Raw genomic sequence first — 22,970 nt, 5'->3', positions numbered from 1 at the left:
AATCCAGTCGAATAGATGAAACATGCCATCAAAAAATGCATGCAGTTAATTTGCCGCTTATATTCACGCCGCCATTTTTCGTCTTCAAAACACAAAAAAACGCTCAGAGGCACGCCTCCAAGCGTTTTTGTCTAGTCAATTATGTGCGATGGCCTCAAAAGTGACGGCACGCTCAGCGTTTTTCGGGTATTGCCCGTATTCGTAATTGGACGAGACGATGATGTCTTCAAAGTTTTGGCTGCCGAGCAAGAGCTTGAACTCTTCGACGCCATACCAACGCATCGGAAAGCGTTCGAGTTCGGTTTGGATCAGCTTGCCGCCTTGCCATTTTTCGTATCGGTTATGCGACACGGAATACTGCTTGATCCAATCGACTTCGACCGTCTTGCTCTCGAGCGTGATCACTTCGCCTTTTTTCGTCTGCCACGTCCGCGTTTTCGGCCGGTCGATTTCAAAGCCTTGCGGGACGTACAAATCAATCAGCAAACGGCCGCCCGGTGCGAGATGCTTGCGGAAGTTCTTCAGCGCTTTGATCGCCTGCTCGCGTCCGGCTAATAGCTGAAATGTGCCGGCCGGCAAAATGATGGCATCGTATTGCACATCGATGCGGAACGTTTCCATGTCCGCTTCGAACAGCTTCGGGTGCAAGCCGCGTTCTTTGCAATGGGCGCGGCAAATATCAAGCATTTCCGCTGAACTGTCAAAGCCGTCGATATGCAACCCGTCTTCAATCAGCGGCACGAGCAAGCGCCCGGTGCCGGAGGCGGGCTCTAGAATGCGCCCTTCACTTCCGGCGAGGCGCTCCCGGTAGAATTCCACATCGCCGAACGATTTGCCGATCGGCTTATCCAGGTCGTACACTTCCGCAGACAACGAACTATAATAGCTGAGCATGACATCCCCCTCTTTCGTTTAAGAAAGTATGAACAAGCCGACAAGTGCTACGATCAAGTTCGGCAAGGCAAACAATACCAAGTTTCTTACTTTGCCGTTGCGAGCCTGTTGTGCACGGCGGCGCTCTGAACTGGTGTTGAACGATGAATTCACTTGCTTGCCTGCCGTGACGGACGTAACGACCGCCCAGACAAGTGCGATTACCGCAACCGCTCCGCCGATCGGGAACAATAGCGACCAGTCATTCGCCAGAAAACCGATCAACGCGATAAGGCCTGCAACCACAAGGCCGATTAGAAGATGCTTCATAAGTAGTATTCCTCCTGAGATTCTAGTTTCCTTTATATTTTACTAAACGAACAAGCTTGTGGGAAACTTTGCGGCAAAAAAATTCCGCCATCGTTTCGGGAAGTTCATTTTCTGTCCGATGATGCCCATTCCGATTGCAGCATGCCATAGACGACGCTGTCGACTAAATGGTCATAGAGCCATTCGCCTTGGCGGATCGTGCCTTCTTCTATGTAGCCGAGGCGCTTGGGGATGGCGCGGCTTTTTTCATTGCCTATAGCTGCGCGGATTTCGACCTTGTTCAGTCCCTGCTCCGTCAATGCGTAATCGGTCAATGCCGCTGCCACACGCGTCATGATGCCCTTGCCTTGGTAGTTTTCATCCAGCCAATAGCCGATATAAGCGGTTTTTTTCGCTTGGTTGATTTCGTTGAATCCTGCGATGCCCACCAATTTCCCTTTGTACACGATGGCGCAATTGAGGCTCTTGCCGAGCGCGAAGTCGCCGAGTGCGTGAGCGATGAAGTTTTTCGTATCATCAATCGTTATCGTAAAGTCGAGCCACGGCAGCCATTCACGCAAACCGCTCCGAGAACGGTCCGTGAGTTCGAAAATACGCTCAGCATCGCTCCGTTCCACCAATTTCAATGACACTTCTTCATCTATGTTGTGGACGAACATCCAAAATCCCCCTTTGATTGAAATTACTATCTAGCGTATCACAATGTGCGGCCGGTGAAACCAATGATTTCCAAATCCATGAAACGTTTTTTCCGGCCTTTTTGTAGTACACTGAAGGCAAAACAAGCGAACGGAGTGAGCGCTCATGTCCGGGCTCTTTATTGTCCTCATCCCCTTGATGGTCGTACTGATCGTCCTATGCCTCGTATTGTTTTACGTCCGCCACAAACCGCATCAACTGCCGCCGCCTCATCACGAAGCGCAGCTGTTGAAAGAGCAGTATACTCGCGGGGAACTATCGGAAGAAGAATACCGCAAACGCGTGCAGGAATTGGGCTGCAAGCCTGCTGTCAGCGACACCGACGATTCCCCACCGTAAACGATTGTTTAATTTCCTGTAGGCCGGGAATTTCAGAGAGTAGTGAACGACACTAAATTACGGGAGGTTTTACACGATGGTCGAACATGCGAAACACGCAGAACTATCGAACACACTCTACGAATGCATGGTGGCGTGCAATCATTGCTTTGATGCTTGCCTACAGGAAGATGACGTCAAGATGATGGCCGAGTGCATCCGGCTTGACCGGGAATGCGCGGACATGTGTAGTTATTTGATGCAAGCGGTTGAGCGCAATTCACCGTTCGTTTCAGAGCTTGCAAAAGTTTGCGCCGCGATTTGCGAAGCGTGCGGCAACGAATGCAAAAACCACGATCATGACCACTGCCAGAAATGCGCGGAAGCGTGCTTCAAATGCGCAGAAGCGTGCAAGCAAGTGGCGTAAGTTGTTATGCGCCCGGCCGTTATGCCGGGCTTTTTTTCATGGAAGAAAAGGGGTGGAATTTTGGCGAAACGCATTTTGGTCATCGGCGCAGGCATCGGTGGCCTGACGGCAGGCTCATTATTGGCAAAAGAAGGCTACGATGTTTTAGTGCTTGAAGCAGCGACAGAACTTGGCGGCTGTGCCGGCAAATACAAGCGTTATCCATATTTGTTTCCGGTCGGTGCGACGCTTGGCATGGGGCTCGAGCCCGGCGGCATCCACGAGCGGGTGTTCCGCCATCTCGGCAAACCACTCGACATCGAACCGCTCGATCGCGTCATGGACATGGTCCATCCGACAGGCGTGTTCACTTTCCATAAAGACCGCACCACGCATGTCGAGCAATTGGCTGCGCACTTCCCCGAACACCGGGCATCGATTTTATCGTTTTACGCAGAACTGTACCACACAGCGCGCATTACACGGACATTGATGGGCCCGCTCCCTGCCTTGCCGCCTCAAAACGCGCGGGAATGGGCTGCACTCACCGCTGCGCTGCGGCCGAAGCATATGCGCTTATTGCCGCATTTCCATCAAACGCTCGGACAGCGTTTGAAAAAACACGGGCTTCACGAGCTCCACGCGTTTCGCCATGTGCTCGACGGTTTGCTGATCGACAGTATGCAAACAACGAGTGAAGACGTGTCGTATTTGCTTTCGGCAGTGGCACTCGATATTTACCACGAAGGCGCCTATTACGTGCCCGGTGGCTTGTACCGCTTTGCAGAAGTCATGGCGCAAAGCATTAAAGAAAACGGCGGCCACGTGAAAAAGCCGCGTACCGTCCAAACGCTCGATTACCGCAATGGCCTGTGGTATGCGACCGACCAGCGCGGCAATTCCTACGAAGCAGATGCGGTCGTTTTCAACGCGCCGATCCAGTTGTTGCCGCAACTGCTGCCGTCGCCATTGCATCGCCAGTTGAAGCGTCCCTTAAGGGAAGGCATCGAGACCCCGACATGGACGACATTGACTTTGTATTTGGCGGTCGATACCGCCAAACTCGAGGCTCCGCTCCCGGAATTCCGCCAGCTATCGAGCGGTGAGGCGATGGACGAAGGACATCATTTTTTCATGTCGGCATCGCGCCCCGACGACCGCTTGAGAGCACCGGCCGGCTTTCAGACCGTGACCGTTTCGACCCATTCGAACCCGAATTACTGGCAGACGCCAGAAGATTACGAAGCGATGCGCACACAACTGTCCGAGCGCATGCTCGCATTAATCGAACAAGCTGTCCCGGGCTTTCGCAACGCGGTCGTCCATTCGGAAAGCGGCGCTCCGCTCGCCTGGAAACGCTATACCGGACGACCCAATGGCTATGTCGGAGGATTCGCGCAAACACCAGGCGCCGCATTGTTCAATGCCATTTCGCACCATAGCGGATTGCCTGAGCTTTACGTCTGCGGCGACCACATCTTCCCCGGCGGCGGAACCATCGGCGCGGCTGCAAGCGGCATCCACTGCGCGCGCTCCGTTTCCGGTAAAGCACTGCTAACATAAAAAATGCCCAGCCTTTAGCAGGCTGGGCGTTTTTTTAGAGTGTTGAAGAAGTCTATAATCCGCTGAACATCAAAAAATAGTAGTCGCTATTCTGCATCAAAAATCAATGATCTGTCTAAGTATTTGGAGAAGCGTTCGCTCGACTCCTGTGGGACTAGCGGGTTTGAGAGACCCCGCAGGAACAAAGTGACGAGGAGGCTCGATTCCCGCCCCACGGAAAGCGAGCGATAAGCTTCGGAAAATACGATTTTCTGGAGTTTATCGACATCCTGAAAAAATGCCCAGCCTTTAGCAGGCTGGGCATTTTTTATGTGTCGCGATGGACTCTATAGAACAAGATAACATCCTCCACTTTCTAGCTTATTGCACTTGTCCCGCGTCCAGAATCTTCGTCCAGTCGCTTCCTGCATCCTGCGTCAACCACGCGTGGCCTTGTGCAGTATAGATTGCTAATTGTTCTGTATTTGCCGGATGCTGCGCTATATAAATAACGCCATCTTCTGTCATCTCCGGCAGCGCTATGTCTTGTTGTTCCCCGGAAAGCGCACGCTTCACCAGTTTCGCTTCACCGTCGTATGTCGCATAAAACAGCGCATCTTCGCTAAAGAATGCAGCTGTTCCAAATTCACCTTCTGTAATGGTCGAAAAACTCTCCCCGCCGTCTTCGGACAAAAAGATTCCTTCATTCGACACGGCGGCGATCATCTCGGAATCGTCCGGATGCATCGCCAAATAAGTCACCGTTCCAGCGATCCCGTCCGCAGCGGCTGGCTGCCACGATTCGCCGGCATCGTCGCTGCGGTAAAAGCCAGTTTCCATTTCGGAATTCGGCTGCGGCGCAAAGACGAACAAGTTTCCGCTATTGTAACCAACTGCCATTTCATGGAAATCGGTCTCTCCTTCAAATCCAAGGTCATCAAAATTCGCTCCGCCGTCTGCACTGCGTTTGATGCCGAGCGGGTTTTCCATATCCGACTGCATGTCCGGATGACCTGAAGTCACAAATCCTTCTGCCGTCGCGTTAAATCCCATAAAATCATGGAATTGGTCCGCGATTTCTGTCCACGCTCCGTCCCGGTGGATTTTCAATCCGTGATGCGAAGCAAAATACAAACCGCCGTTTTCTTCGATATATCCCATGCCATGGACATGGTCCATCGACCCGTCAAATGGCACTTCGAGTTCCATTGCTGCACTATCTACCGCTGTTTCCGTTTGTTCTGTCGTTTCCGCTGCCTCTTGCGATTCTTCGCCATCCTGTTGAACAGTTTCTGCTCCGCAAGCCGAGACGATCAACCCGGCTGCCATTACCGGCCATAACCAGTTCTTTTTCATTGCTCAATCTTCCTTTCTAGATGTATCTGCCATAGTTTCATGGTACCAAAATATTGACGAATACTTAATCAAAACGACCGATTCAAGCAAATTCGTACATGTCACGCCAATATTCAGGGTATACTATAGAAACGACTATTTTACGGAAGAGGGAATTCAATGATTAGAAAACGAGTCCTGTTCGTAAGCATCGTCCTTGCGATAGTATTCAGTTTAGGGGCTTGCTTTGACGGAATCGGAGAAGACACTACCCAACCGGAGTATTCGGCGCTGCCGGACGAGAACGCGCAGACTGAACAAGCGGACATGGTTGGGGATCATCAAGAGATGAACCATTCATCCGGCGAAGTTCCAGACGATTTGGAGGAAGCGGCGAATCCGGCTTATCCAGTCGATAGTACAGCTACCATTCAAGCAGATCACATGCCGGGCATGGACGGGGCTACAGCGACCATCGGCGGTGCTTATGAAACAACTGCCTATAGCGTCAGCTACACACCGGTAAACGGCGGCGAAGCAGTCGAAAACCATAGATGGATCATTCACGAAGAGCTGCAAGATGCACAAGCTTATCCTTATGCAGAAGGAGCAGCTGTAAATCTCGATGCCGAGCATATGCCGGGCATGAAAGGCGCCAGCGCAGCGGTTGACTCTGTCCAACAAACGACCGTCTACATGGTCGATTTCCTAGACACTGAAACCGGTGAGGAAATCACCAATCACCAATGGGTAACTGAAAACGAACTGTCACCATAACAAAAACGCCTTGGATCTCGATCCAAGGCGTTTTTTCATTTTTTGAAAAAAGCGATCTCGCCACGGCACAAGGTCAAATCGACCGCCAACTGCGGCGAAAGCATCACTATATCCGCATCCATGCCTTTGGCGATGCGGCCTTTTTTGGACAAGCCGAGTGATTGTGCTGCATTGTAAGAACTCATGCTCACCAATTCCGGCAAGCCGCAAATGGAGATGAGCTGGAACTTAGGTGCTGATAAGGGGGAGCTTTCTTGGTGGATTGCGTCCGCTGGTCGGTAAATCGCTTCTTTGGAATTGGATCGGGATGCGATGAGCTAGAAGTTGTGTGCGGAAGTATTTCTTCTCTATTTGAGTATCCTGAATGGTTTCTCCGCCTTGCTTTGGGTTGGCCTTTGGCAGCAAGCCAGGAAATGCACCTGTCTCACTGCGTCGGCTCACCCGTGAACGCTAGGCGGCTTTTCGTTTTCTTTGACTTGAGTTTGTTTAGGATGAGCTTTCTTTGAAGTTTTGTCCACTGTTTGGGGAATCGCTTCTTTGGAATTGTATCGGGATGCGATGAGCTAGAAGTTGTGTGCGGAAGTAATTCTTCTCTATATGAGCATCCTGAATGCTTTCGCCGCCTTGCTTTGGGTTGGCCTTTGGCAGCAAGCCAGGAAATGCGCCTGTCTCACTGCGTCGGCTCACCCGTGAACGCTAGGCGGCTTGTCGTTTTCTTTGACTTGAGTTTGTTTAGGATGAGCTTTCTTTGAAGTTTATATCCGCTGGTTGGGGAATCGCTTCCCTAGCAGAGCGTCCTAAATTGAAAACGAAATTTCCTGGTTCAGTAAATAGTGAGCACATTTTTGACATTTCTAATTTTCGCTAGTACTTCAACAAGAGATATTGCTGACCACAGTGAAATGACGCTGTCACAAACTACTTTGAGAAGTTGTAAACACATACCAACTACTCTAAATCTAGAGACGGAGTGGAAGGGGCCGACGCCTGGGGGACCGCGCGGGCTGGCGAAACAAATGTGCCGCGCCCTTTGCGGCACATTGGCTCAACACCCGCCCCCCGGCAAGCGTGCCACTAAAGGGCAGTCTCACAGCGCAAGCCATTTTAAGATGAAAATTTAGGGAGCTCTTTCCTTGCTAATTAGTAAACCCCAAGGAAACTACTCAACACCTAAAAAAGCCGCCGAGAAAATTCTCGGCGGCTCATTTTGATCTATCAAGCTGTTTTCGGCGTTTGATTTTCTTTGCGTGCGTTGAAATAGTTCAATGCGAAAATCCCTAGCACAATCGCCAGTCCGATTGTGTCCGTCAATGGCTCAGGGAAGATCGTCATCAATGCGCCGACGCCAAGCAGAATCCGCGTCACGACATTCATGCGCGTTTTAAAGTAACCCTCTGCACAAGCGCTCAGAGCGATGATTCCGATAATCGCCGTCACCGTGATCAACAAAATATCGAATATCGGCGGCAAGGCGAACTCTGTTGCATTGACCGCGATATCCGTCGTATCGATCATCAGCATCGCTGGATTATACACAAACAGGTACGGAATGATGAACCCGGCAATCGCGAGCTTCAATGCGTTGAAGCCGGTGCGCATCGGATCCCCTCCGGAAACACCAGCGCCCGCAAAGGCGGCCAGCGCGACAGGAGGCGTGATATTCGCGAAAATCCCGAAATAGAACACGAACAAATGTGCAACGAGAACCGGAATACCGAACTCGGCAAGTGCCGGTGCTGTCATTGTCGCTGTAATGATATACGCCGGGATGGACGGCAAGCCCATGCCAAGGACGATCGATGCGATCATCGTCAAGAACAAGGTGAAGAACAGTGAACCTGCACCGAATGCTGTGATGGCAGATGTCATAACTGTACCGAAGCTCGTCAAGCTGACGACGCCGATGATGATGCCGACGACCGCACAGGCGATCATGACGGAAAGCGATTGGCGTGCGCCGTTTTCCATTGCTTCCAAGATGTCACGAGGGCCCATGCGCGTCGATTTGCGGAATGCCGCAACAACGACTGTCAAGACGATCGTATAGAATGCCGCGTAGGCAATCGGCATGCCTGTATAAAGCATGAACACGAGGCCGACGATCGGCAGCAGCAAATGGCCTTTTTCTTTCAATACTTCTTTTGTGCGCGGCAAGTCGGCTTTCGGTATGCCTTTTAAATTATCTTTGCCGGCACGGAAATGCACTTGCATGATGACGCCGAGGAAATACAGGACCGCTGGAAGGAGCGCAGCAAGTGCGATCGTTCCGTAGGAGATGCCTGTCGTTTCGGCCATGATGAAGGCACTCGCTCCCATGATCGGTGGCAAAATCTGACCGCCGACCGAGGCACTCGCTTCGACTGCACCGGCAAAGTTCCGGTGGTAGCCAATTTTTTTCATCAGCGGAATGGTGAAGGCACCGGTTCCGACAACGTTGGCGATGGCAGAACCGTTGATGCTTCCCATGAAGCCGGATGAAATGACCGCAACTTTGGCCGGCCCGCCTTGCTTGGATCCGGCAAGAGCCATCGCCAAGTCATTGAACAATTGCCCCATGCCGGATTTTGCGAGAAACGCACCGAACAGGATGAACAGGAAGATAAACTGCAGAGAAGCGGAAATCGCCGTCGAGTACAGCCCTTCCGTCTTCAAGTACAATTGGCCAAAAATATCACCAAGGTCGAACGGCCGTGTCATGAGCATATTCGGCATCCAGCCAAAGTGGCTGATGAACGGATACACTAAAAATACGAGCGCCAAAATCGGCAAGATGATGCCGGTGACGCGGCGGGCCGCTTCAAGAACGAGCACCACAGTCGCGATGGCCATGATGATGTCGAGCGTATTCGGAATCCCGCCGCGTGTCGTCATGATTGCTTGGTATTCAACGATCAAGTAGCCGGCGGTCCCTAAACTGAAGAGAAACAAGAGCCAATCGTAAAATGGAATGCGCGTCCGGTCTTGCTTTTTGAATGACGGATAGATGAGGTATACTAGCCCCATCCCGACCGCTACGTGGATCGAACGTGCCTGAAGTGCCGGTAGCGGGTTGAATGTCACCCATAAGTGAAAAATCGAGTAGGCGATCGCAATCGCCGCGATAAGAAAGACGAAATTGCGGTTGCGCAGCTTTCGGACCTTGGCATCCGTATCGTATTTCTCCAACACTTCCTGGTTGACGGATTTATCTTCCGAATGCGCCGAGATGCTTTCGGTATCCAAATCACGGTTGTCTTTGGTCATAATGTCTTCCCTCCCACATAGTTCCATAAATGAATGTATTCGACCGAAATCTGGAAAGTTTCGTAATCGTCGATTAGTGTAAATAATTGAATTTCACGGCCGCCGCTGCGAATCGTCGTTTGGGCATTTTCCGAGACGGTCAAATTCATGTTCTCCATCTCGCGGTCGATCTGCATATGGATGAATCCGTCATCGGACGGCAAAATGGTGCCATCCGACGGCACGCCGGCCCCGAATGTCTTGAAATGGGTTTCCGTCAATACGAGCGTTCCCCCGTCCCTTTCGTAAAACTCGCGCCATTCTTCTTTTTCGACCGAATGGATCCACGACAGTTCGAACGCCTTTTCCTTCAAATAAAACTGCTCACCTGCTGATTCGAATGAGATGACCGGCAGCTTTATTAGCAGGAAAAAAAGGAGCACCAACAAGAATGCCCCTCCTCCCAAAAGCTTATTGTTCACTGTAATAGCGTTCAGCACCTGGATGCAATGGCGCTACTAGGCCTTCTTGGGCTTCTTCTAGCGTAATGTCAGTCGCTGCCTGATGGGAATTCCCTAGAGTTTCGAGGTTATCGAAGAAAGTCTGCGTCAATTTATAAACATCGTCTTCGCTCATGTCCGAGTGTACAATCAATGCGTTCATGATCGCCGCTGTCGGCACGGCTTCTTCGTTGCCGTATGTGTCTGCAGGAATATCAAGTGCGACGAAATAGCTCTCGTCTTGTGCAATGTTTTCCACATCTTCAGGGTCTACAGATACCATGCGGATATCGAGTGTTTCAGACAATTCCAGAAGGGATGCGTTCGGCAATCCGCTCGTCAAGAATGCTGCGTCAAGTTGACCCGCGCGCAGGCCATCTGCCGCTTCAGCGTAGCCGAGGTAATCGACTTGGATATCGTCATATGTGATGCCGTGGCCTTCGAGGAGTGTACGGGCATTGACTTCAACGCCGGAGTTCTGGTCGCCGACTGCGATGCGCTTGCCCACTAGGTCATCAAAAGTTTCGATGCCGGAATCAGCTGTTGTGACGATTTGGACGTAGTTCGGGTAAAGTGCTGCGATTTGGCTGATTTTATCCGTCGGCTCCGTGAAGCTTTCCGTTCCGTCAACCGCTTGGCTGACGACATCGCTCATCGTGAATGCCATTTCGATTTTGTCTTCTTTCATTAAGTTGACGTTTTCAACAGATGCCCCTGTTGTTTGCGTACGGGAGTTAACGCCGTATTCGTTGCTATACACGTCCGCAAGCGTTGAACCGATGATGTTGTAAGGGCCGGATGCACCGCCCGTAGCAATCGTTACAATGTTCGTATCAAGGCCTTCACCGCCGCCCTCATCGCCCGATCCGCCTTCGTCACCGCCGCATGCAGCAAGTGTCATTGCGCCGGCAACTACAGCTGTGAAAGCGCTTAATTTATATTTATTCATATTGTTTCCTCCTCGTGGTTTTTTATCATTATAAAGGACATTTTCCTTAAATAAAAGGCAATATTGCATATTCTCTGTTTTTATAATATTTTCTGAATACTTATTCGCCTAAACTATCCCATTATCAGGGAAAATTTAAGAAATATTGACTGATAATGGATGTTTATTCAGTCATTGACAGCATTTCGCAAAGCGCGCGTACTTCACGAAAGCGCAAATGCCTCAGCCAATAATTGCACAGTCTTCATGCGATTGGCGTGTCCGGCGATATTCGGGATGATGGTGATTTCATCTGCCCCGAATTCCTCAGCGACCGTTTCAATCTGCTGCTTGACCTGCTCAGCCGTGCCGACGAGCAGACGGCTGCGGTTTCTCGCGACACGCTCTTTTTCGGAAGCGCTCAAGCGGCGCTGCCCTGCAGTCTCGACCGACGGGTAATAAGGCGGCTGGAAATCTGATTCGACGAACAGCAGCCACAAATCAAAGGCTTTGGCGAGCTGTTCTGCCTGTTCTTCCGTTTCGCCGACAACCGCAAAGACCGCCACCGACACATGCGCTTGGTCACGCAGGCCAGACGGGCGAAATGCTTCGCGGAAACGGTTGACGACTTCGATCCCCGCTTTTTCCGGACGCGCAAAATGGGCAAATGCATAGGCCATGCCACGCTCGGCTGCAAGTTGCGCTGAACCTTCGCCAGTGCCGAGCAGCCATAATTCGGGAGCGGTCTCGGTGATCGGCGTCGCCTTCAGCTTTTGGAAGCGGTGCTCGCTGTCGACATCATCGGTAAAGTATTTCTCCAAATCGATGAGCTGCTGCTCATAAGGTACGCGTCGGCCCTTTGATTCGTTCAATGCTTGATTGACCAGTCGGAAGCTCGGCGAACGCCCGACACCGAGATCGATGCGGTTCGGGTGCAACGCTTCGAGCAGCCGGAAGTTCTCCGCCACTTTATACGCGCTGTAATGCGGCAGCATGACACCGCCTGAGCCGATGCGGATGCGTTCGGTGAGTGTGGCCAGGTGCATCATGAGCATCTCCGGCGAACTGCCTGCGACTGAATAGACTTGATGGTGTTCGGCCACCCAATAACGTGTATAGCCCGAGCGGTCCGCGAGCTTCGCGAGCTCAGCGGTTGACGCAAGTGCCGAAGCGGCCGTTTCGCCTTCATCAATCGGCGAATAATCCAAAATGTTCAGGACGGTCATAAGTCCGCACCTCCTATTAATCTCTATTCTCCATCATACCACTCGAGCGCATAGAAAAAACGGACCGCTGATTTGACGTTGATTTTCAGATTATTGAAGAAGGAATGACTACTTAAAATCATCAAATAGCAGGTATCCTCACAGACTCAAAAATCAATGAAAAGGCTAAGTGGCTTGGAGAAGTGTCTGTCCGACTCCAGTGGATCAGCGAGACGACCGAGACCCCGCAAGGAGCGAAGCGGATGAGGAGGCTTGGGCGCGAGCCCACGGAAAGCGGGCAGTAAACTTCGGACAGCCACATTGACTTTAATTGTCCAATTTTAAAAAACGGACCAGGCTTCCCTGGTCCGTTTCCATTATTCTACATTGAAATAACGCGCATCCGGATGGGCGAAGACGATCGCCGATACCGATGCTTCCGGGTCCATCATAAATTCTTCGGTCAAGTGGACGCCAATGTCTTCCGGTTTGATGAGGCTGAACAGCTTGGCCTGATCTTCCAAGTTCGGACAGGCCGGGTAGCCGAATGAAAAGCGCTGTCCTTGATATTTCGCCGCAAAACGGTCGCGCATCGAAAAATCGGTGTTATCGGGGAAGCCCCATTGATCGCGGATTTCCTGATGGATGCGCTCGGCAAAGCCTTCTGCGAGTTCGAGCGCCGTTGCCTGCAGCGCATGGCTTTCCAGGAACTGCCCCGCTTCTTTCAAGCGCGTCGCTTCATTTCGCACGCCGTGCCCGGCTGTCACTTGCATGAACGCCACATAATCCATTTCGCCGCTGTCGGTCGATTTCAAATAGTCGGCGAGGCAGAGGAACGGCTCTTTTTGTTGGCGCGGGAACGTGAAGCGCTCGATTTCCGTCTTGGTGTCTTTCGGATCGTAGATGATGACGTCGTCGCCTTCGGACTGTGCCGGAAAGAACTGGTACATCCCTGCCGGCTTCAAAAAGCCCGACTGCAAGAAACGTGTCGCCAGTTCGTGCAGCTCGACTGCGCGTGCATCTCCTTGTGCCAAGGTTTTGTCGCTATAGCCGCGCAGCCCGAGGTGATGGCCGATCAGCGTGCGCATATTGACGTAAGGATATAAATGCGCCACTGAATAATCTTTCAGCACATGCCTGCGCAAATCGTTCGGCACATACACCGGTGCATCTTCCCGCACTGTTTTGACCGGCTTTTCCAAAATGGCGACAGTACCTTTTTCGGCGCGCGCTGCATCTTGTGCTTGGCGTTTTTCCTGCTGGGCACCAAGTTCTTCGAGCAGGACCGCTTTTCCGGCCCCGCTTTGCAGGCGGTTGGCAAGGTCAAGCCCTTGCATCGCGTCTTTGGCATAAATGACCGGGCCGTCGTATTCCGCGGCGATTTTCGTCTCAGTAAAGCGGCGCGATAAGGCGGCACCGCCGACCAGGATCGGCACGTCGATATCGGCTTCGCGGAAATCCTGCGCCGTCAGCACCATCTGCTTGGCGGATTTGACGAGCAGCCCCGACAAACCGATGATGTCCGGTTTTTCTTTGCGGATCACTTCAATCAATGCCGCCGGCGTCACTTTGATGCCGATGTCGATCACTTTAAAGCCGTTGTTCGACAAGATGATGTCGACCAAGTTTTTGCCGATGTCGTGGACATCGCCTTTGACGGTCGCAAGCACCACTTTGCCTTTTCCGCTATCGTCCGCTTTTTTCTCCATGAAGTTTTCCAAATGCGAGACGGCCGCTTTCATGACGCCCGCGCTTTGCAGCACTTCCGCAACGATCAATTGATTGTCGTTGAACAAGCGGCCGACTTCCGCCATGCCTTCCATGAGTGGTCCATTGATGATCTCCAGCGGGTCGCTGTACATTTCCCTCGCCAATTCGAGATCGGGAATGAGCCCTTCTTTCGTGCCTTCGAGAATATAATACGCCAGGCGCTCTGGAACGGTGTCCGGGATATCATCCGCTGTTTTCTCCTTTTTCTTATCGCGGTAAAAATCCGTAAAGTCCGCCAAGTTTTTATCGGTCGTTTCGAATAATAACTCTTCTGCCATCTTCACTTCGTCTTTCGGAATCGAGGCAAAGCGCTCGAGCTTCTCCGTATTGACGATCGCGTAATCGAGCCCCGCTTGCGTGCAATGGTATAAATACACCGCATTCAGCACTTCGCGGCCGACCGGCGGCAAGCCGAACGATACGTTCGACACACCGAGTATCGTCAATGCACGCGGCAATTTTTCCTTGATCAGGCGGATGCCTTCGACCGTTTCCACAGCCGAGCCGATATATTGTTCATCACCTGTGCCGACCGGGAAGACGAGCGGATCGAAGATGATGTCTTCCGGGGCGAGCCCCCATTTTTCCGTCAGCAATTGATACGAACGCTCGGCAATTTCAAGTTTGCGCTCGCGCGTCACCGCCATGCCGATTTCGTCGATTGTTCCGACAACGACTGCGGCGCCGTATTTTTGCACAAGCGGCATGACCGCCTCGAAACGCTCTTCCCCGTCTTCCAGGTTGATCGAATTGATGATCGCTTTCCCTTGTGAATACTTAAGCGCCACTTCGATAACGTCTTCATCGGTGGAATCGATGACCAGCGGCACTTTCACTTTTTTCACGACTTCCTGCATGAACGCTGCCATGTCGTCGAGTTCTTCGCGGTCCGGGTTGGCCAGGCAAATGTCGATGACGTGTGCGCCGTTCTTCACTTGCGCACGGGCGATTTCCGCGGCTTCTTCGAACTTTCCTTCTATAATGAGCCGTTTGAATTTACGCGAACCGATGACGTTCGTGCGTTCGCCGACAAACAGCGGGCGCATCGAATCGTCGTATTCGAGCACTTCGATGCCCGATATCGCATGGCCGTGGCTTGTTTCATTGCGCACGCGCGGCGCAAGCCCATCGACCGCTTCGCGCACTGCCGCAATATGCGCAGGCGTCGTGCCGCAACAGCCGCCGACGACATTGAGCCAGCCTTTTTCGGCAAAGCCGCGCAGTTTTTTGGACAAGGATTCCGGCGTTTCGTGGTAATGGCCTTCCTCGTCCGGCAGCCCGGCATTCGGGTAACAGCTGACGTAACCTGATGATAATTCGGACAATGAACGCAAATGGTCGGTCATGAATTCTGGGCCTGTCGCACAGTTTAAGCCGACAGAAAGCGGCTTGATATGCTCGATTGACACATAAAACGCTTCGATCGTCTGACCGGCGAGCGTCGTGCCCATCGGTTCGATCGTTCCGGAAATCATCACCGGAAGCTCTATCCCCGTTTCTTCGAACGCATCGCGTATCGCGATCGTCGCCGCTTTGACGTTAAGCATGTCCTGACTCGTTTCGAGCAGCAGCAAGTCTGCGCCTCCTTCAATCAGCGCTTTCGCCTGCACTTGAAAATCTTGCTTTAATTCATCAAACGTAATGCCGCCGGTCACCGACAAGGTTTTCGTCGTCGGCCCGAGTGCACCCGCTACAAAACGCGGCCATTCCGGCGTCGAGTATTTTGCCTGGCTGATCTTAGCGATTTCCACCGCTTTTTTATTGATTTCCGCTGCTCGGTCTCCGAGTCCATATTCGTCGAGGACGACCGGTGTGCCTCCGAATGTATTCGTGCAGATGATGTCGGCGCCTGCTTCTAGGTACGCATCATGGACCCCTTCTAGAACGTCAGGGCGGACGATGTTCAAATATTCGTTGCAGCCGTCATATTCCTCCCCGCCGAAATCTTCCGCGGATAGGTCCGCGTTCTGGATCATCGTTCCCATCGCTCCGTCGATGATCAAAATGCGCTTTTCTAGCTGTTGTTCAATGAGATGTTTTGACATATTGGCCATCGCTCGCTTTCTCTATATCTAGTTGGCGGATGTAGCGGATCAATTCGACCGTCATGTCATAGCGGACAAACGGTGTGATCAAATAAATGCCGTGGAACAATTCCGCCGCCGTGTCGATCAATTCTTTGGCGATTTGGATGCCTTCTGCCGTCGCCTTGTCTTTGTCTTCGCCGCATGCGCGCATGCGGTCGAGTGCATCTTCCGACAGCTTGATGCCCGGCACTTCGTTATGCAGGAAATCCGCGCTGCGAATGCTCGTCAGCGGCATGACCCCAAGGAAAATGGGCGTCTCCAGATGCTTCGTCGCTTCGTAGATTTCAATAATCTTCTCTTTCGTATACACCGGCTGTGAAATGAAATAATCCGCGCCCGCTTCGATTTTCTTCTCCAGCCGCTGGACGGCGCGTTCGACGACGCGGACATTCGGGTTGAACGCTGCTGCGACCGAGAAATTCGCTTTTTTGCGCAGCGGCTTGCCGGAGAACGAAATCCCTTCATTCAGCTGTTTGATCAACTGGATCAATTCCATGCTCGACACGTCGTAAACGCTTGTTGCGCCGGGGAAATCTCCGACTTTGGTCGGGTCGCCGGTGACAGCCAGAATATCGTGGATGCCGAGTGCATCCAGTCCCATCAAATGCGATTGCAAACCGATCAAATTGCGGTCGCGGCAAGTGATGTGCGCAAGAGGTCTGACGTCTTGCTTGTGTTTGATGATGGAACCCATCGCCATATTGCTGATGCGCGGCGAGGCCAGCGAATTGTCCGCCATGGTCAAGGCATCGATGCCTTCTGCGTCGAGTGCTTTCGAGCCTTCGAGGAATTTGTCAATGTCCAAATGGCGCGGCGTATCGAGTTCAACGATGATGGTCCGCTCGGTTTTCGCTTTTTCGTGCAAGGGTTTGTCTTTTAACGCCTCCGCTTCACGGATGACGATTGGCTTTTTCTCTTCGACTTTCTTTTCGGTAATCGGCTGCAGATGGCCGATGCGCTTTTTCACCGCTTCGATATGTTTCGGCGTCGTGCCGCAACAGCCGCCAATCAAACGCACACCTTCTTCGCGCAGCAAAAGTGCCGCGCGGCCGAAATAATCGGCATCTGATTCATAGACGATGCGGCCGTCTTCGATGTCTAGCAATGAAGCATTCGGATACGCCGACAAAAAAGCTTTTTTCGGCAGTTCGACGCCCTCGAACGCCTGTATGGTGTGGTGCGGGCCAAGCCGGCAATTGACCCCGACGATTTCTGCACCGAGCGCTTCGAGGCGGTGCAAGCCTTCGTTCAAGCTCATGCCGTTTTGCAAGACGCCCGGTTCGTGCATCGATAATTGCGCGATGAGCGGCGCATCGGTCAAAGTTTTCAAATGGCTGATGGTGGCGGCGAGTTCTTCAAAATCGTAGTAGGTTTCAAGCAGCAAACCGTCCGGGTCGCCCGATAATAAATGTTGCGCTTGCTGGTCGACCATGGCTATGATTTCGTCCAAGGTCGCATCGCTTTTGCGGATGCCGCGGATGCCGCCGATTGTGCCGACGACAAATTGCCCCCCGTCTTTGGCGGCTTTGTTGGCGATTGCGATAGCCGCTTTATTGATTGACTCGACTTGTCCTTCGAGGCCGTAGCGGGCGAGCTTATGTGCATTGGCGCCGTACGTGTTCGTTTGGATAATGTCCGCTCCGGCAGCGATATAATCGCGGTGGATCTTTTCGATCACTTCGGGGCGCTGGATATTCAATTCCTCGTTGCAGTATTCAATGCCGTAAGAGTACAAAAGCGTTCCCATGGCGCCGTCTGCCGTCAGCATCCGTTTGTTCAGTTCATCTAATAACATGTTTTGTCCTCCTCCGGTTTTGGTTTCTGCCTGTTGTCAAATTGCTTCGATATGAAACAAAAAAAGCCTTCCATGAAAAAGAAGGCTTTACGATATCGGACTCGTTCCTTTTCATCTGCCAGGCGCATGCCTGCTGGATTTAGCACCTGACCGCTAGCGGCTGGTTGCTGAAGCGTCATCGGGCCAGTCCCTCGACTTCTCTAGATAAGAATTCACTATGCAATTTTTAGTATTCCCACATGATACCCCCTGTGGTGAATCGGGTCAAGGTGATTAGTCAAAAAACAAAGAACTTTCTGTTACCTTTCCACTATTCTCACCAGGATGCCGGCACACTCGGGTTGATTTTCGCCCCGTCCACCGTAAATTTATACCAAGTGAACGGGCGTCCATCGATTATCCATGTAATATCGACGCGGCGCGGAATTTCGATGCCGTCGACCGTCTGCCAGTCATGCACTTCGGCAATGCACGGCAAGCGAACCGATTCTTCGTCCACTTCTTTATAGCGCATCGCACGCGCACGCTTTATGCGCCCTTGTTCATCAAACTCGAACGTTACTTTTGCGATCGATTCATTGTACGTCATTTCTGCATCCACTGAATGCGCAGTGCTTTTCGTAAATTTCACGTACGGGCTAAAGACGAGTCCCGGCAGCCACACCATCTCCATCAAAAACCGCTGCAGCGCCGACTCATTCAATTTGCCATCCGGCATCTGGCGGTTGATCGGCACCAGTCCTGCAAAACGGATACGCATGCCTGCTCGCCCGTCGCGGAAACTGTCAGATCCGGTCACTGATAAGCCATCCATTTTCATGCGCGCCTTCCAATAAAACGACGGCGGCTCGACAAAACTGTATTGCTCCGCTTTCGATTCGGCCCATTCTGTCTGCTCAGGCTTAGTCTTCATCCAACCCGTCTGCTTGATGTACACCGCCATCACTTGCTCACGACCGATCACGCCGATTTTCCCGAGCCATTTTGCCATCGGCTCCGGCAGCGCCTCCGCCATTTCCTGTGTGACGGCTCCGGCAAGGCGGACTTCCGGCCACGTCGGCTTTTCTTCCGCTGTTAAATTTTTGTACTTACGATACGCCCCAAACACGCCAACCATACTAAGCGACAACCCAAGAACCGGCCATATGCGTTTCATGTGCTATACCCCTTTCCGTTTTGACTGTGCTTTTGCACCACTCGTTCCTGACTATAGCTTTCGACACGAGATCATTTATCCCTGCCAGAGCCAGCCAATAGAAAAAACGCCCCCACAAATCGCGGGAGCGTTTAAAATTAGGAAGCGTCATTTAAAGCCGGTTCAAGATGTTCTTTCAACGCTGGGCCTAAAGTTCTCGAGTACAGCGTCGTCAAATGGTGTTGATCACGGTAGACGAGCACATTGCCGATGACCGGCGGACAGTTTGTATCCGTACAGAAATATTCAGAGAGGTCGGCGAACGAGACGTTTTCCGGAATGCCTTGTGTATTTTCCCAAGGCACCACATCAGCCAGCGCTTTGTCGCGCGGCACGGAGCAGTTCGCCTGGCTCAAGTTTTCCAAACACTTTGTCGGGTCGACTTTCATGCGCGGATTGTCGCGCACCGCGAAAATGTCGGAGATTCCTTCGAAACGCTGCCATTTGTCGATATACCCTACAGGTACAGTATCCCCTTTACCGACTGTCGCAGTCGTAAAGATCGTGTCCGGCGGATCTTGCAGCAAATGCTGTTCCAAATTATCGTTCCACTCCATGCACGATTCGGTCAGCAGCTCACCGAAATCATCTGCAGTAAAACGGCACGCATCTTTGATGTATACATCGATGCGCATATTCAATTCTTCCGCAATTTCTTCGAGTGCCGGGAACCAATGCCCTGAATGCGAACCGCCAACGAGCGCCACGACATGTTCAGGGTTTTCCGTCACACCGAACGAACAGTCTTTAATATCGGTGCTTTTGCCGCCGTTTGTCGTGCAATCATCCTCACCGTAAAACGTCGGCAAGTCTTGTTTCGCTGTCAGGAAATCCGGCTGCACATCCGCACCTCTAGTCGGCTGGACGCCTTCTAGAACGGCGCGTGCGCCTGGATTGTCTTCTGTCGTAAAGCTGCCACCCGTGCTCGCTTGAACAAATACGCTCCATGACAAGCCGACGAGCAGCGCCGGCAACATCATCGCCACAAGCACTTTCGATAAACGCCTTTTCGACTGTTTGACCGGCAAATTGCGCACCGGCGCTTCCACGAGCCGGATCGTAATGACCGACAACACGAAAGTCAGCGCCAGGATGCTCAAACCGCCGAGTGCAGAAACCGTTTCCGTATTGAAATACGCATAATAGAACACCAGCAGCGGCCAATGCCATAAGTAAAATCCGTAGGAAATGCTGCCGAAATATTGGAACGGCTTCGAGCCGAGCAATTTTTGCACACCGAATGACTGGGCGTTTTCAGCAGCGATGATGACCAAGATCACCCCGCCGGTCGGCAGCAATGCCGCAAATCCCGGGAACACGGTCGACACCGGCAGCACCATCCCGGTAAACGCGATGATTGCAAGCCCTGCCCAGCCCATGATGAGATGAGTACGCCCCGAAAACTTCAAATACGGCAACACTAATGCCAATATCCCACCGAGGCTAAACTCCCAGACGCGCGCGAATGTATCGAAATATGCCCACGGCTGATTGACTGCGGTAATATACACCGAATAGCTGAGTGAAGCGATGAAAATGACCGACAACACCGCGAGCAATGTTTTGCGCACCGGTGTCTTCAGTATTTTCGTCGCCAGCAAATAAACGATCGTGATGACGATTGGCCATGTGACATAAAACTGGCCTTGAATCGACAGTGCCCAAAAATGCTGGAACGGGCTCGCCTCGTTGTTCTGCCCCAAATAATCGACTGCGCTATTGGCCAGCTGCCAGTTTTGGAAATAAAACATCGACGCGAACAATTCCGCAATCGTCTGGCGCCACGAGCTCATCGGCACCAGGAAGATCGAGACGATGGCAGATACCGCGATGACGGTAAATGCCAGCGGGAACAAGCGCTTAGCGAGCCCTAGTAAATTTTCTGTATAATTGATGCGGCCGTCGCGCATCATCCGTGCCAGCAATGATGTCGTAATCAAGTAGCCTGAGACGATGAAAAAGACGTCGACCCCGCCGGATACCGACCCAATCCAAATATGATAAATGGCCACAAGAAATGCGGCGACAGCACGGATGCCTTCTAACTCCGGGCGGAAGCGCTTTTCAGGCACTCGTAAATCTGCCATGTCTTTTCTCTCCACTTCTATTTCTTTCATATATACCATAACCAGATGTTTTAAAAGGCAATTTCTTGCTACATCATATTGTTATTAAAGAGGGATATTTTCAATCCATTTGCTAGTGTACCGCAAGCGCTTAAAAGTCTCAACAGGCCGTGCATAGTCAAAATATTCTTTGTTGCAAATAAAAAGCTTTGCCGCTTGGACGGCAAAGCTCTAGATTAAAATAGAAAGCTGAACATCAACCCGATATACATCGCGGCGACAAAGCCGACCCCGAAAAGAAACGACAGCCATTCCGGCAGTTTCTTGCGGTAGCCGAGCCATTGCAGGCCGAGGCATAACAAGCCGATCCCCATCAATAAAAATCCATCGATATTCGGCGTCCATACAGCATTGATCGGGATATACTGCGGCCCGATCAGCCATTCCGAAAACGGAGCGACGCCTTCTAAACGGAAAGTTTCGTTGATGTTGTGCGGTGGCGCCAGCTTGCTCATGAACGCGGTGATCAACAGCACGAGCACTAGCAGCCAACTTTCCACTTTGAGCCATGCATGGTTCGGGGCATCGCTCTTCGATAACAGCCCATTGATCAACGCTGCGAGCAATAGCGGCACAATGCTCAAATGCTTGAGCAATAATAATTGCCCATACGGCAGCACCCACGAACTTGCATAATCTTCAGGTGCGACAAAAAACAGCATGAGCCAAATGCCGGTGCCGATCAATACAACCATCATCGCGATGGAAAAAGGCGTAAACCAGCGCAGAAAGGCTCGCCAATTGTCGCCGTTTTTCATAAACCATGCGATGTGGATCAACACTCCCGCCCATAGCACGAGCGCCAGGAAATGGAGCGTGTGGCCTATTACACCTTGCCACTCGACAATCGATGCCGCATGGCTTGCATAGCCCACGTTCACCACACTAAGCACGAGCCAAAATGCCCGCATAGCAGCAGAACCATCGCGCCAGACGATGATAAACCATGCCAGCGCGATCAATACGCCGAATACATAGCTTTGCCCGGCACGGAATTGCACCACGACATCAACGGCTGCTTGTGACAGTCCGTATGCATCGGACAATAACAGCACGAGCTGGATAACAGGTGGAGCGAGCAGCACCGGCACAAGTGCGAGCGCGATCAGCAATAGCTTTTTTGGCACTTGGATGAGCGGTTTTCGCTCAGTTTTGATAAAACGCAGCACAACGTCCCCTGCTAAAAATGCCAACACGACATACAGCAAAAAATCCGACAGCGCGATGAACCAGCTCATCGTTTTTTACGCATCAATACAAAGGCACCGATCAACAACACGACCGCAAGCCCTGCGATGATGAGCGTGACATTGCTTCCCGACTGTTCTGTAGGAGTTGCCTGTTCACTAGCCGCCGCTTCTTCGCTAGCTTCCGTTTCCACAGCTTCAGACTGCTCCTCAGCCGCCTCGTCTGCAGCTTGTTGCTCAGCTTCCTGGTCTTCAGCTTCTGCGCTAGCTTGCTCGGTGACGCCGGCTTCGAGTTCAAACGCCATCGTCCCCTCGATCGGGTGGCCATCTTCACTTAATACGGCATATTCCACCACGTAAGAACCGTCCAACAATTCCTGTGCCGGTGTGCCGATCAATTGATCGTCCATGACCGCCACTTCACTGAAATCGACCGCTTCGCCGTCCATCGTCATGGTCATCGAGCTGCCTTGTTCAATCCCGGCACTGAAATCAAGTGCAATGGTGTCAAGCTGTTCGGTTACGACCTCCCCATCAGTTGGTGTCGAAGCTTCTAGCACGGAATGCGCCTGTGCCGTCATCGGCAAAATAAGAAATGCGCTAAGCAATAATAATGTTTTTTTCATGTCAATAATTCCTTCTTTCTCACTAGATCGGATTCGTTGGCGACTCCAA

General features: G+C 51.9%; 19 protein-coding genes and 1 riboswitch. Of the genes, 4 read left to right on the top strand and 15 right to left on the bottom strand.

The features are described from left to right. Positions 1 to 135 precede the first annotated feature (135 nt). The 3 genes from ACFO5U_RS14790 to ACFO5U_RS14780 form a co-directional block, all read right to left on the bottom strand. Positions 136 to 894: a class I SAM-dependent methyltransferase gene (locus ACFO5U_RS14790; RefSeq protein ID WP_377279851.1), complete on the bottom strand. Its 759-nt coding sequence runs from the start codon at positions 892 to 894 to the stop codon at positions 136 to 138. Between the two features lie 18 nt (positions 895 to 912). Then, complete coding sequence (locus tag ACFO5U_RS14785; RefSeq protein WP_377279850.1) at positions 913 to 1,203, bottom strand: DUF5316 family protein; 291 nt, start codon at positions 1,201 to 1,203, stop codon at positions 913 to 915. Between the two features lie 104 nt (positions 1,204 to 1,307). Then, positions 1,308 to 1,862, bottom strand: coding sequence for a GNAT family N-acetyltransferase (locus ACFO5U_RS14780; RefSeq protein WP_377279849.1), 555 nt, complete (start codon positions 1,860 to 1,862; stop codon positions 1,308 to 1,310). A 145-nt stretch (positions 1,863 to 2,007) separates the two neighbouring features. On the opposite strand from ACFO5U_RS14780, the gene ACFO5U_RS14775 reads away from it, so the two are divergent. The 3 genes from ACFO5U_RS14775 to ACFO5U_RS14765 all read left to right on the top strand — a co-directional run bounded on the left by ACFO5U_RS14775 (position 2,008) and on the right by ACFO5U_RS14765 (position 4,189). After that, positions 2,008 to 2,241 (top strand): SHOCT domain-containing protein, encoded by a 234-nt coding sequence (locus ACFO5U_RS14775; protein WP_377279848.1) that lies wholly within the window; start codon positions 2,008 to 2,010, stop codon positions 2,239 to 2,241. A gap of 76 nt (positions 2,242 to 2,317) precedes the next feature. Next, entirely contained in the window at positions 2,318 to 2,647 is a 330-nt protein-coding gene (locus ACFO5U_RS14770) for a four-helix bundle copper-binding protein (RefSeq protein ID WP_377279847.1), read from the top strand. Positions 2,648 to 2,707: 60 nt separating this feature from the next. Beyond that, positions 2,708 to 4,189, top strand: coding sequence for a phytoene desaturase family protein (locus tag ACFO5U_RS14765; RefSeq protein WP_377279846.1), 1,482 nt, complete (start codon positions 2,708 to 2,710; stop codon positions 4,187 to 4,189). A 360-nt stretch (positions 4,190 to 4,549) separates the two neighbouring features. Here ACFO5U_RS14765 and ACFO5U_RS14760 read toward each other — a convergent pair whose 3' ends face one another. Further along, on the bottom strand, positions 4,550 to 5,524 hold the full coding sequence (locus tag ACFO5U_RS14760) for a F510_1955 family glycosylhydrolase (RefSeq protein WP_377279845.1): 975 nt from the start codon (positions 5,522 to 5,524) through the stop codon (positions 4,550 to 4,552). Between the two features lie 159 nt (positions 5,525 to 5,683). On the opposite strand from ACFO5U_RS14760, the gene ACFO5U_RS14755 reads away from it, so the two are divergent. Then, entirely contained in the window at positions 5,684 to 6,280 is a 597-nt protein-coding gene (locus ACFO5U_RS14755; RefSeq protein WP_377279844.1) for a YdhK family protein, read from the top strand. Positions 6,281 to 6,315: 35 nt separating this feature from the next. On the opposite strand, the gene ACFO5U_RS14750 is transcribed toward ACFO5U_RS14755, so the two are convergent. The 11 genes from ACFO5U_RS14750 to ACFO5U_RS14700 form a co-directional block, all read right to left on the bottom strand. Beyond that, positions 6,316 to 6,465, bottom strand: coding sequence for an amidohydrolase family protein (locus ACFO5U_RS14750; protein WP_377279843.1), 150 nt, complete (start codon positions 6,463 to 6,465; stop codon positions 6,316 to 6,318). 1,030 nt (positions 6,466 to 7,495) lie between these two features. Then, positions 7,496 to 9,523 carry a TRAP transporter permease gene (locus ACFO5U_RS14745; protein ID WP_377279842.1) on the bottom strand — a complete coding sequence of 676 codons (2,028 nt, stop codon included), beginning with the start codon at positions 9,521 to 9,523 and terminating at the stop codon, positions 7,496 to 7,498. Further along, complete coding sequence (locus tag ACFO5U_RS14740) at positions 9,520 to 9,945, bottom strand: DUF1850 domain-containing protein (protein ID WP_377280144.1); 426 nt, start codon at positions 9,943 to 9,945, stop codon at positions 9,520 to 9,522. The genes ACFO5U_RS14745 and ACFO5U_RS14740 overlap by 4 nt, the downstream gene beginning before the upstream one ends. A gap of 28 nt (positions 9,946 to 9,973) precedes the next feature. After that, positions 9,974 to 10,951 (bottom strand): TAXI family TRAP transporter solute-binding subunit, encoded by a 978-nt coding sequence (locus tag ACFO5U_RS14735; RefSeq protein WP_377279841.1) that lies wholly within the window; start codon positions 10,949 to 10,951, stop codon positions 9,974 to 9,976. 203 nt (positions 10,952 to 11,154) lie between these two features. Then, positions 11,155 to 12,156 carry an LLM class flavin-dependent oxidoreductase gene (locus ACFO5U_RS14730; RefSeq protein ID WP_377279840.1) on the bottom strand — a complete coding sequence of 334 codons (1,002 nt, stop codon included), beginning with the start codon at positions 12,154 to 12,156 and terminating at the stop codon, positions 11,155 to 11,157. Between the two features lie 356 nt (positions 12,157 to 12,512). Then, positions 12,513 to 15,950: a methionine synthase gene (gene metH / locus ACFO5U_RS14725; RefSeq protein WP_377280143.1), complete on the bottom strand. Its 3,438-nt coding sequence runs from the start codon at positions 15,948 to 15,950 to the stop codon at positions 12,513 to 12,515. Beyond that, positions 15,931 to 17,787, bottom strand: a complete 1,857-nt coding sequence (locus ACFO5U_RS14720) for a bifunctional homocysteine S-methyltransferase/methylenetetrahydrofolate reductase (protein ID WP_377279839.1) — start codon at positions 17,785 to 17,787, stop codon at positions 15,931 to 15,933. The genes metH and ACFO5U_RS14720 overlap by 20 nt, the downstream gene beginning before the upstream one ends. A 108-nt stretch (positions 17,788 to 17,895) precedes the next feature. Further along, a riboswitch (SAM riboswitch) is annotated at positions 17,896 to 17,998 on the bottom strand. A gap of 105 nt (positions 17,999 to 18,103) precedes the next feature. Continuing rightward, complete coding sequence (locus tag ACFO5U_RS14715) at positions 18,104 to 18,943, bottom strand: DUF6920 family protein (protein WP_377279838.1); 840 nt, start codon at positions 18,941 to 18,943, stop codon at positions 18,104 to 18,106. Positions 18,944 to 19,080: 137 nt separating this feature from the next. Further along, positions 19,081 to 21,069, bottom strand: coding sequence for an acyltransferase family protein (locus tag ACFO5U_RS14710; protein ID WP_377279837.1), 1,989 nt, complete (start codon positions 21,067 to 21,069; stop codon positions 19,081 to 19,083). A gap of 215 nt (positions 21,070 to 21,284) precedes the next feature. Then, positions 21,285 to 22,346: a copper resistance D family protein gene (locus tag ACFO5U_RS14705; RefSeq protein ID WP_377279836.1), complete on the bottom strand. Its 1,062-nt coding sequence runs from the start codon at positions 22,344 to 22,346 to the stop codon at positions 21,285 to 21,287. Beyond that, a complete protein-coding gene (locus ACFO5U_RS14700) occupies positions 22,343 to 22,921 on the bottom strand; it encodes a copper resistance CopC family protein (RefSeq protein ID WP_377279835.1) in 579 nt (192 codons plus the stop codon). Before ACFO5U_RS14700 ends, ACFO5U_RS14705 begins: the two co-directional genes overlap by 4 nt. Positions 22,922 to 22,970: the final 49 nt, after the last annotated feature.

It is taken from the genome of Planococcus dechangensis, from assembly GCF_042654465.1.
Classification (GTDB): Bacteria; Bacillota; Bacilli; order Bacillales_A; family Planococcaceae; genus Planococcus; species Planococcus dechangensis.
This window is presented reverse-complemented; position numbering and strand designations above follow the sequence as displayed.

Bases quoted from the DNA above. Each gene is read 5' to 3' on its own strand.
- ACFO5U_RS14780 (WP_377279849.1), bottom strand. From the start codon at position 1,862: ATGTTCGTCCACAACATAGATGAAGAAGTGTCATTGAAATTGGTGGAA.
- ACFO5U_RS14790 (WP_377279851.1), bottom strand. From the start codon at position 894: ATGCTCAGCTATTATAGTTCGTTGTCTGCGGAAGTGTACGACCTGGAT.
- ACFO5U_RS14700 (WP_377279835.1), bottom strand. From the start codon at position 22,921: ATGAAAAAAACATTATTATTGCTTAGCGCATTTCTTATTTTGCCGATG.
- ACFO5U_RS14710 (WP_377279837.1), bottom strand. From the start codon at position 21,069: ATGGCAGATTTACGAGTGCCTGAAAAGCGCTTCCGCCCGGAGTTAGAA.
- metH (WP_377280143.1), bottom strand. From the start codon at position 15,950: ATGTCAAAACATCTCATTGAACAACAGCTAGAAAAGCGCATTTTGATC.
- ACFO5U_RS14705 (WP_377279836.1), bottom strand. From the start codon at position 22,346: ATGAGCTGGTTCATCGCGCTGTCGGATTTTTTGCTGTATGTCGTGTTG.
- ACFO5U_RS14715 (WP_377279838.1), bottom strand. From the start codon at position 18,943: ATGAAACGCATATGGCCGGTTCTTGGGTTGTCGCTTAGTATGGTTGGC.
- ACFO5U_RS14735 (WP_377279841.1), bottom strand. From the start codon at position 10,951: ATGAATAAATATAAATTAAGCGCTTTCACAGCTGTAGTTGCCGGCGCA.
- ACFO5U_RS14770 (WP_377279847.1), top strand. From the start codon at position 2,318: ATGGTCGAACATGCGAAACACGCAGAACTATCGAACACACTCTACGAA.
- ACFO5U_RS14750 (WP_377279843.1), bottom strand. From the start codon at position 6,465: ATGAGTTCTTACAATGCAGCACAATCACTCGGCTTGTCCAAAAAAGGC.
- ACFO5U_RS14760 (WP_377279845.1), bottom strand. From the start codon at position 5,524: ATGAAAAAGAACTGGTTATGGCCGGTAATGGCAGCCGGGTTGATCGTC.
- ACFO5U_RS14730 (WP_377279840.1), bottom strand. From the start codon at position 12,156: ATGACCGTCCTGAACATTTTGGATTATTCGCCGATTGATGAAGGCGAA.
- ACFO5U_RS14745 (WP_377279842.1), bottom strand. From the start codon at position 9,523: ATGACCAAAGACAACCGTGATTTGGATACCGAAAGCATCTCGGCGCAT.
- ACFO5U_RS14755 (WP_377279844.1), top strand. From the start codon at position 5,684: ATGATTAGAAAACGAGTCCTGTTCGTAAGCATCGTCCTTGCGATAGTA.
- ACFO5U_RS14785 (WP_377279850.1), bottom strand. From the start codon at position 1,203: ATGAAGCATCTTCTAATCGGCCTTGTGGTTGCAGGCCTTATCGCGTTG.
- ACFO5U_RS14720 (WP_377279839.1), bottom strand. From the start codon at position 17,787: ATGTTATTAGATGAACTGAACAAACGGATGCTGACGGCAGACGGCGCC.
- ACFO5U_RS14775 (WP_377279848.1), top strand. From the start codon at position 2,008: ATGTCCGGGCTCTTTATTGTCCTCATCCCCTTGATGGTCGTACTGATC.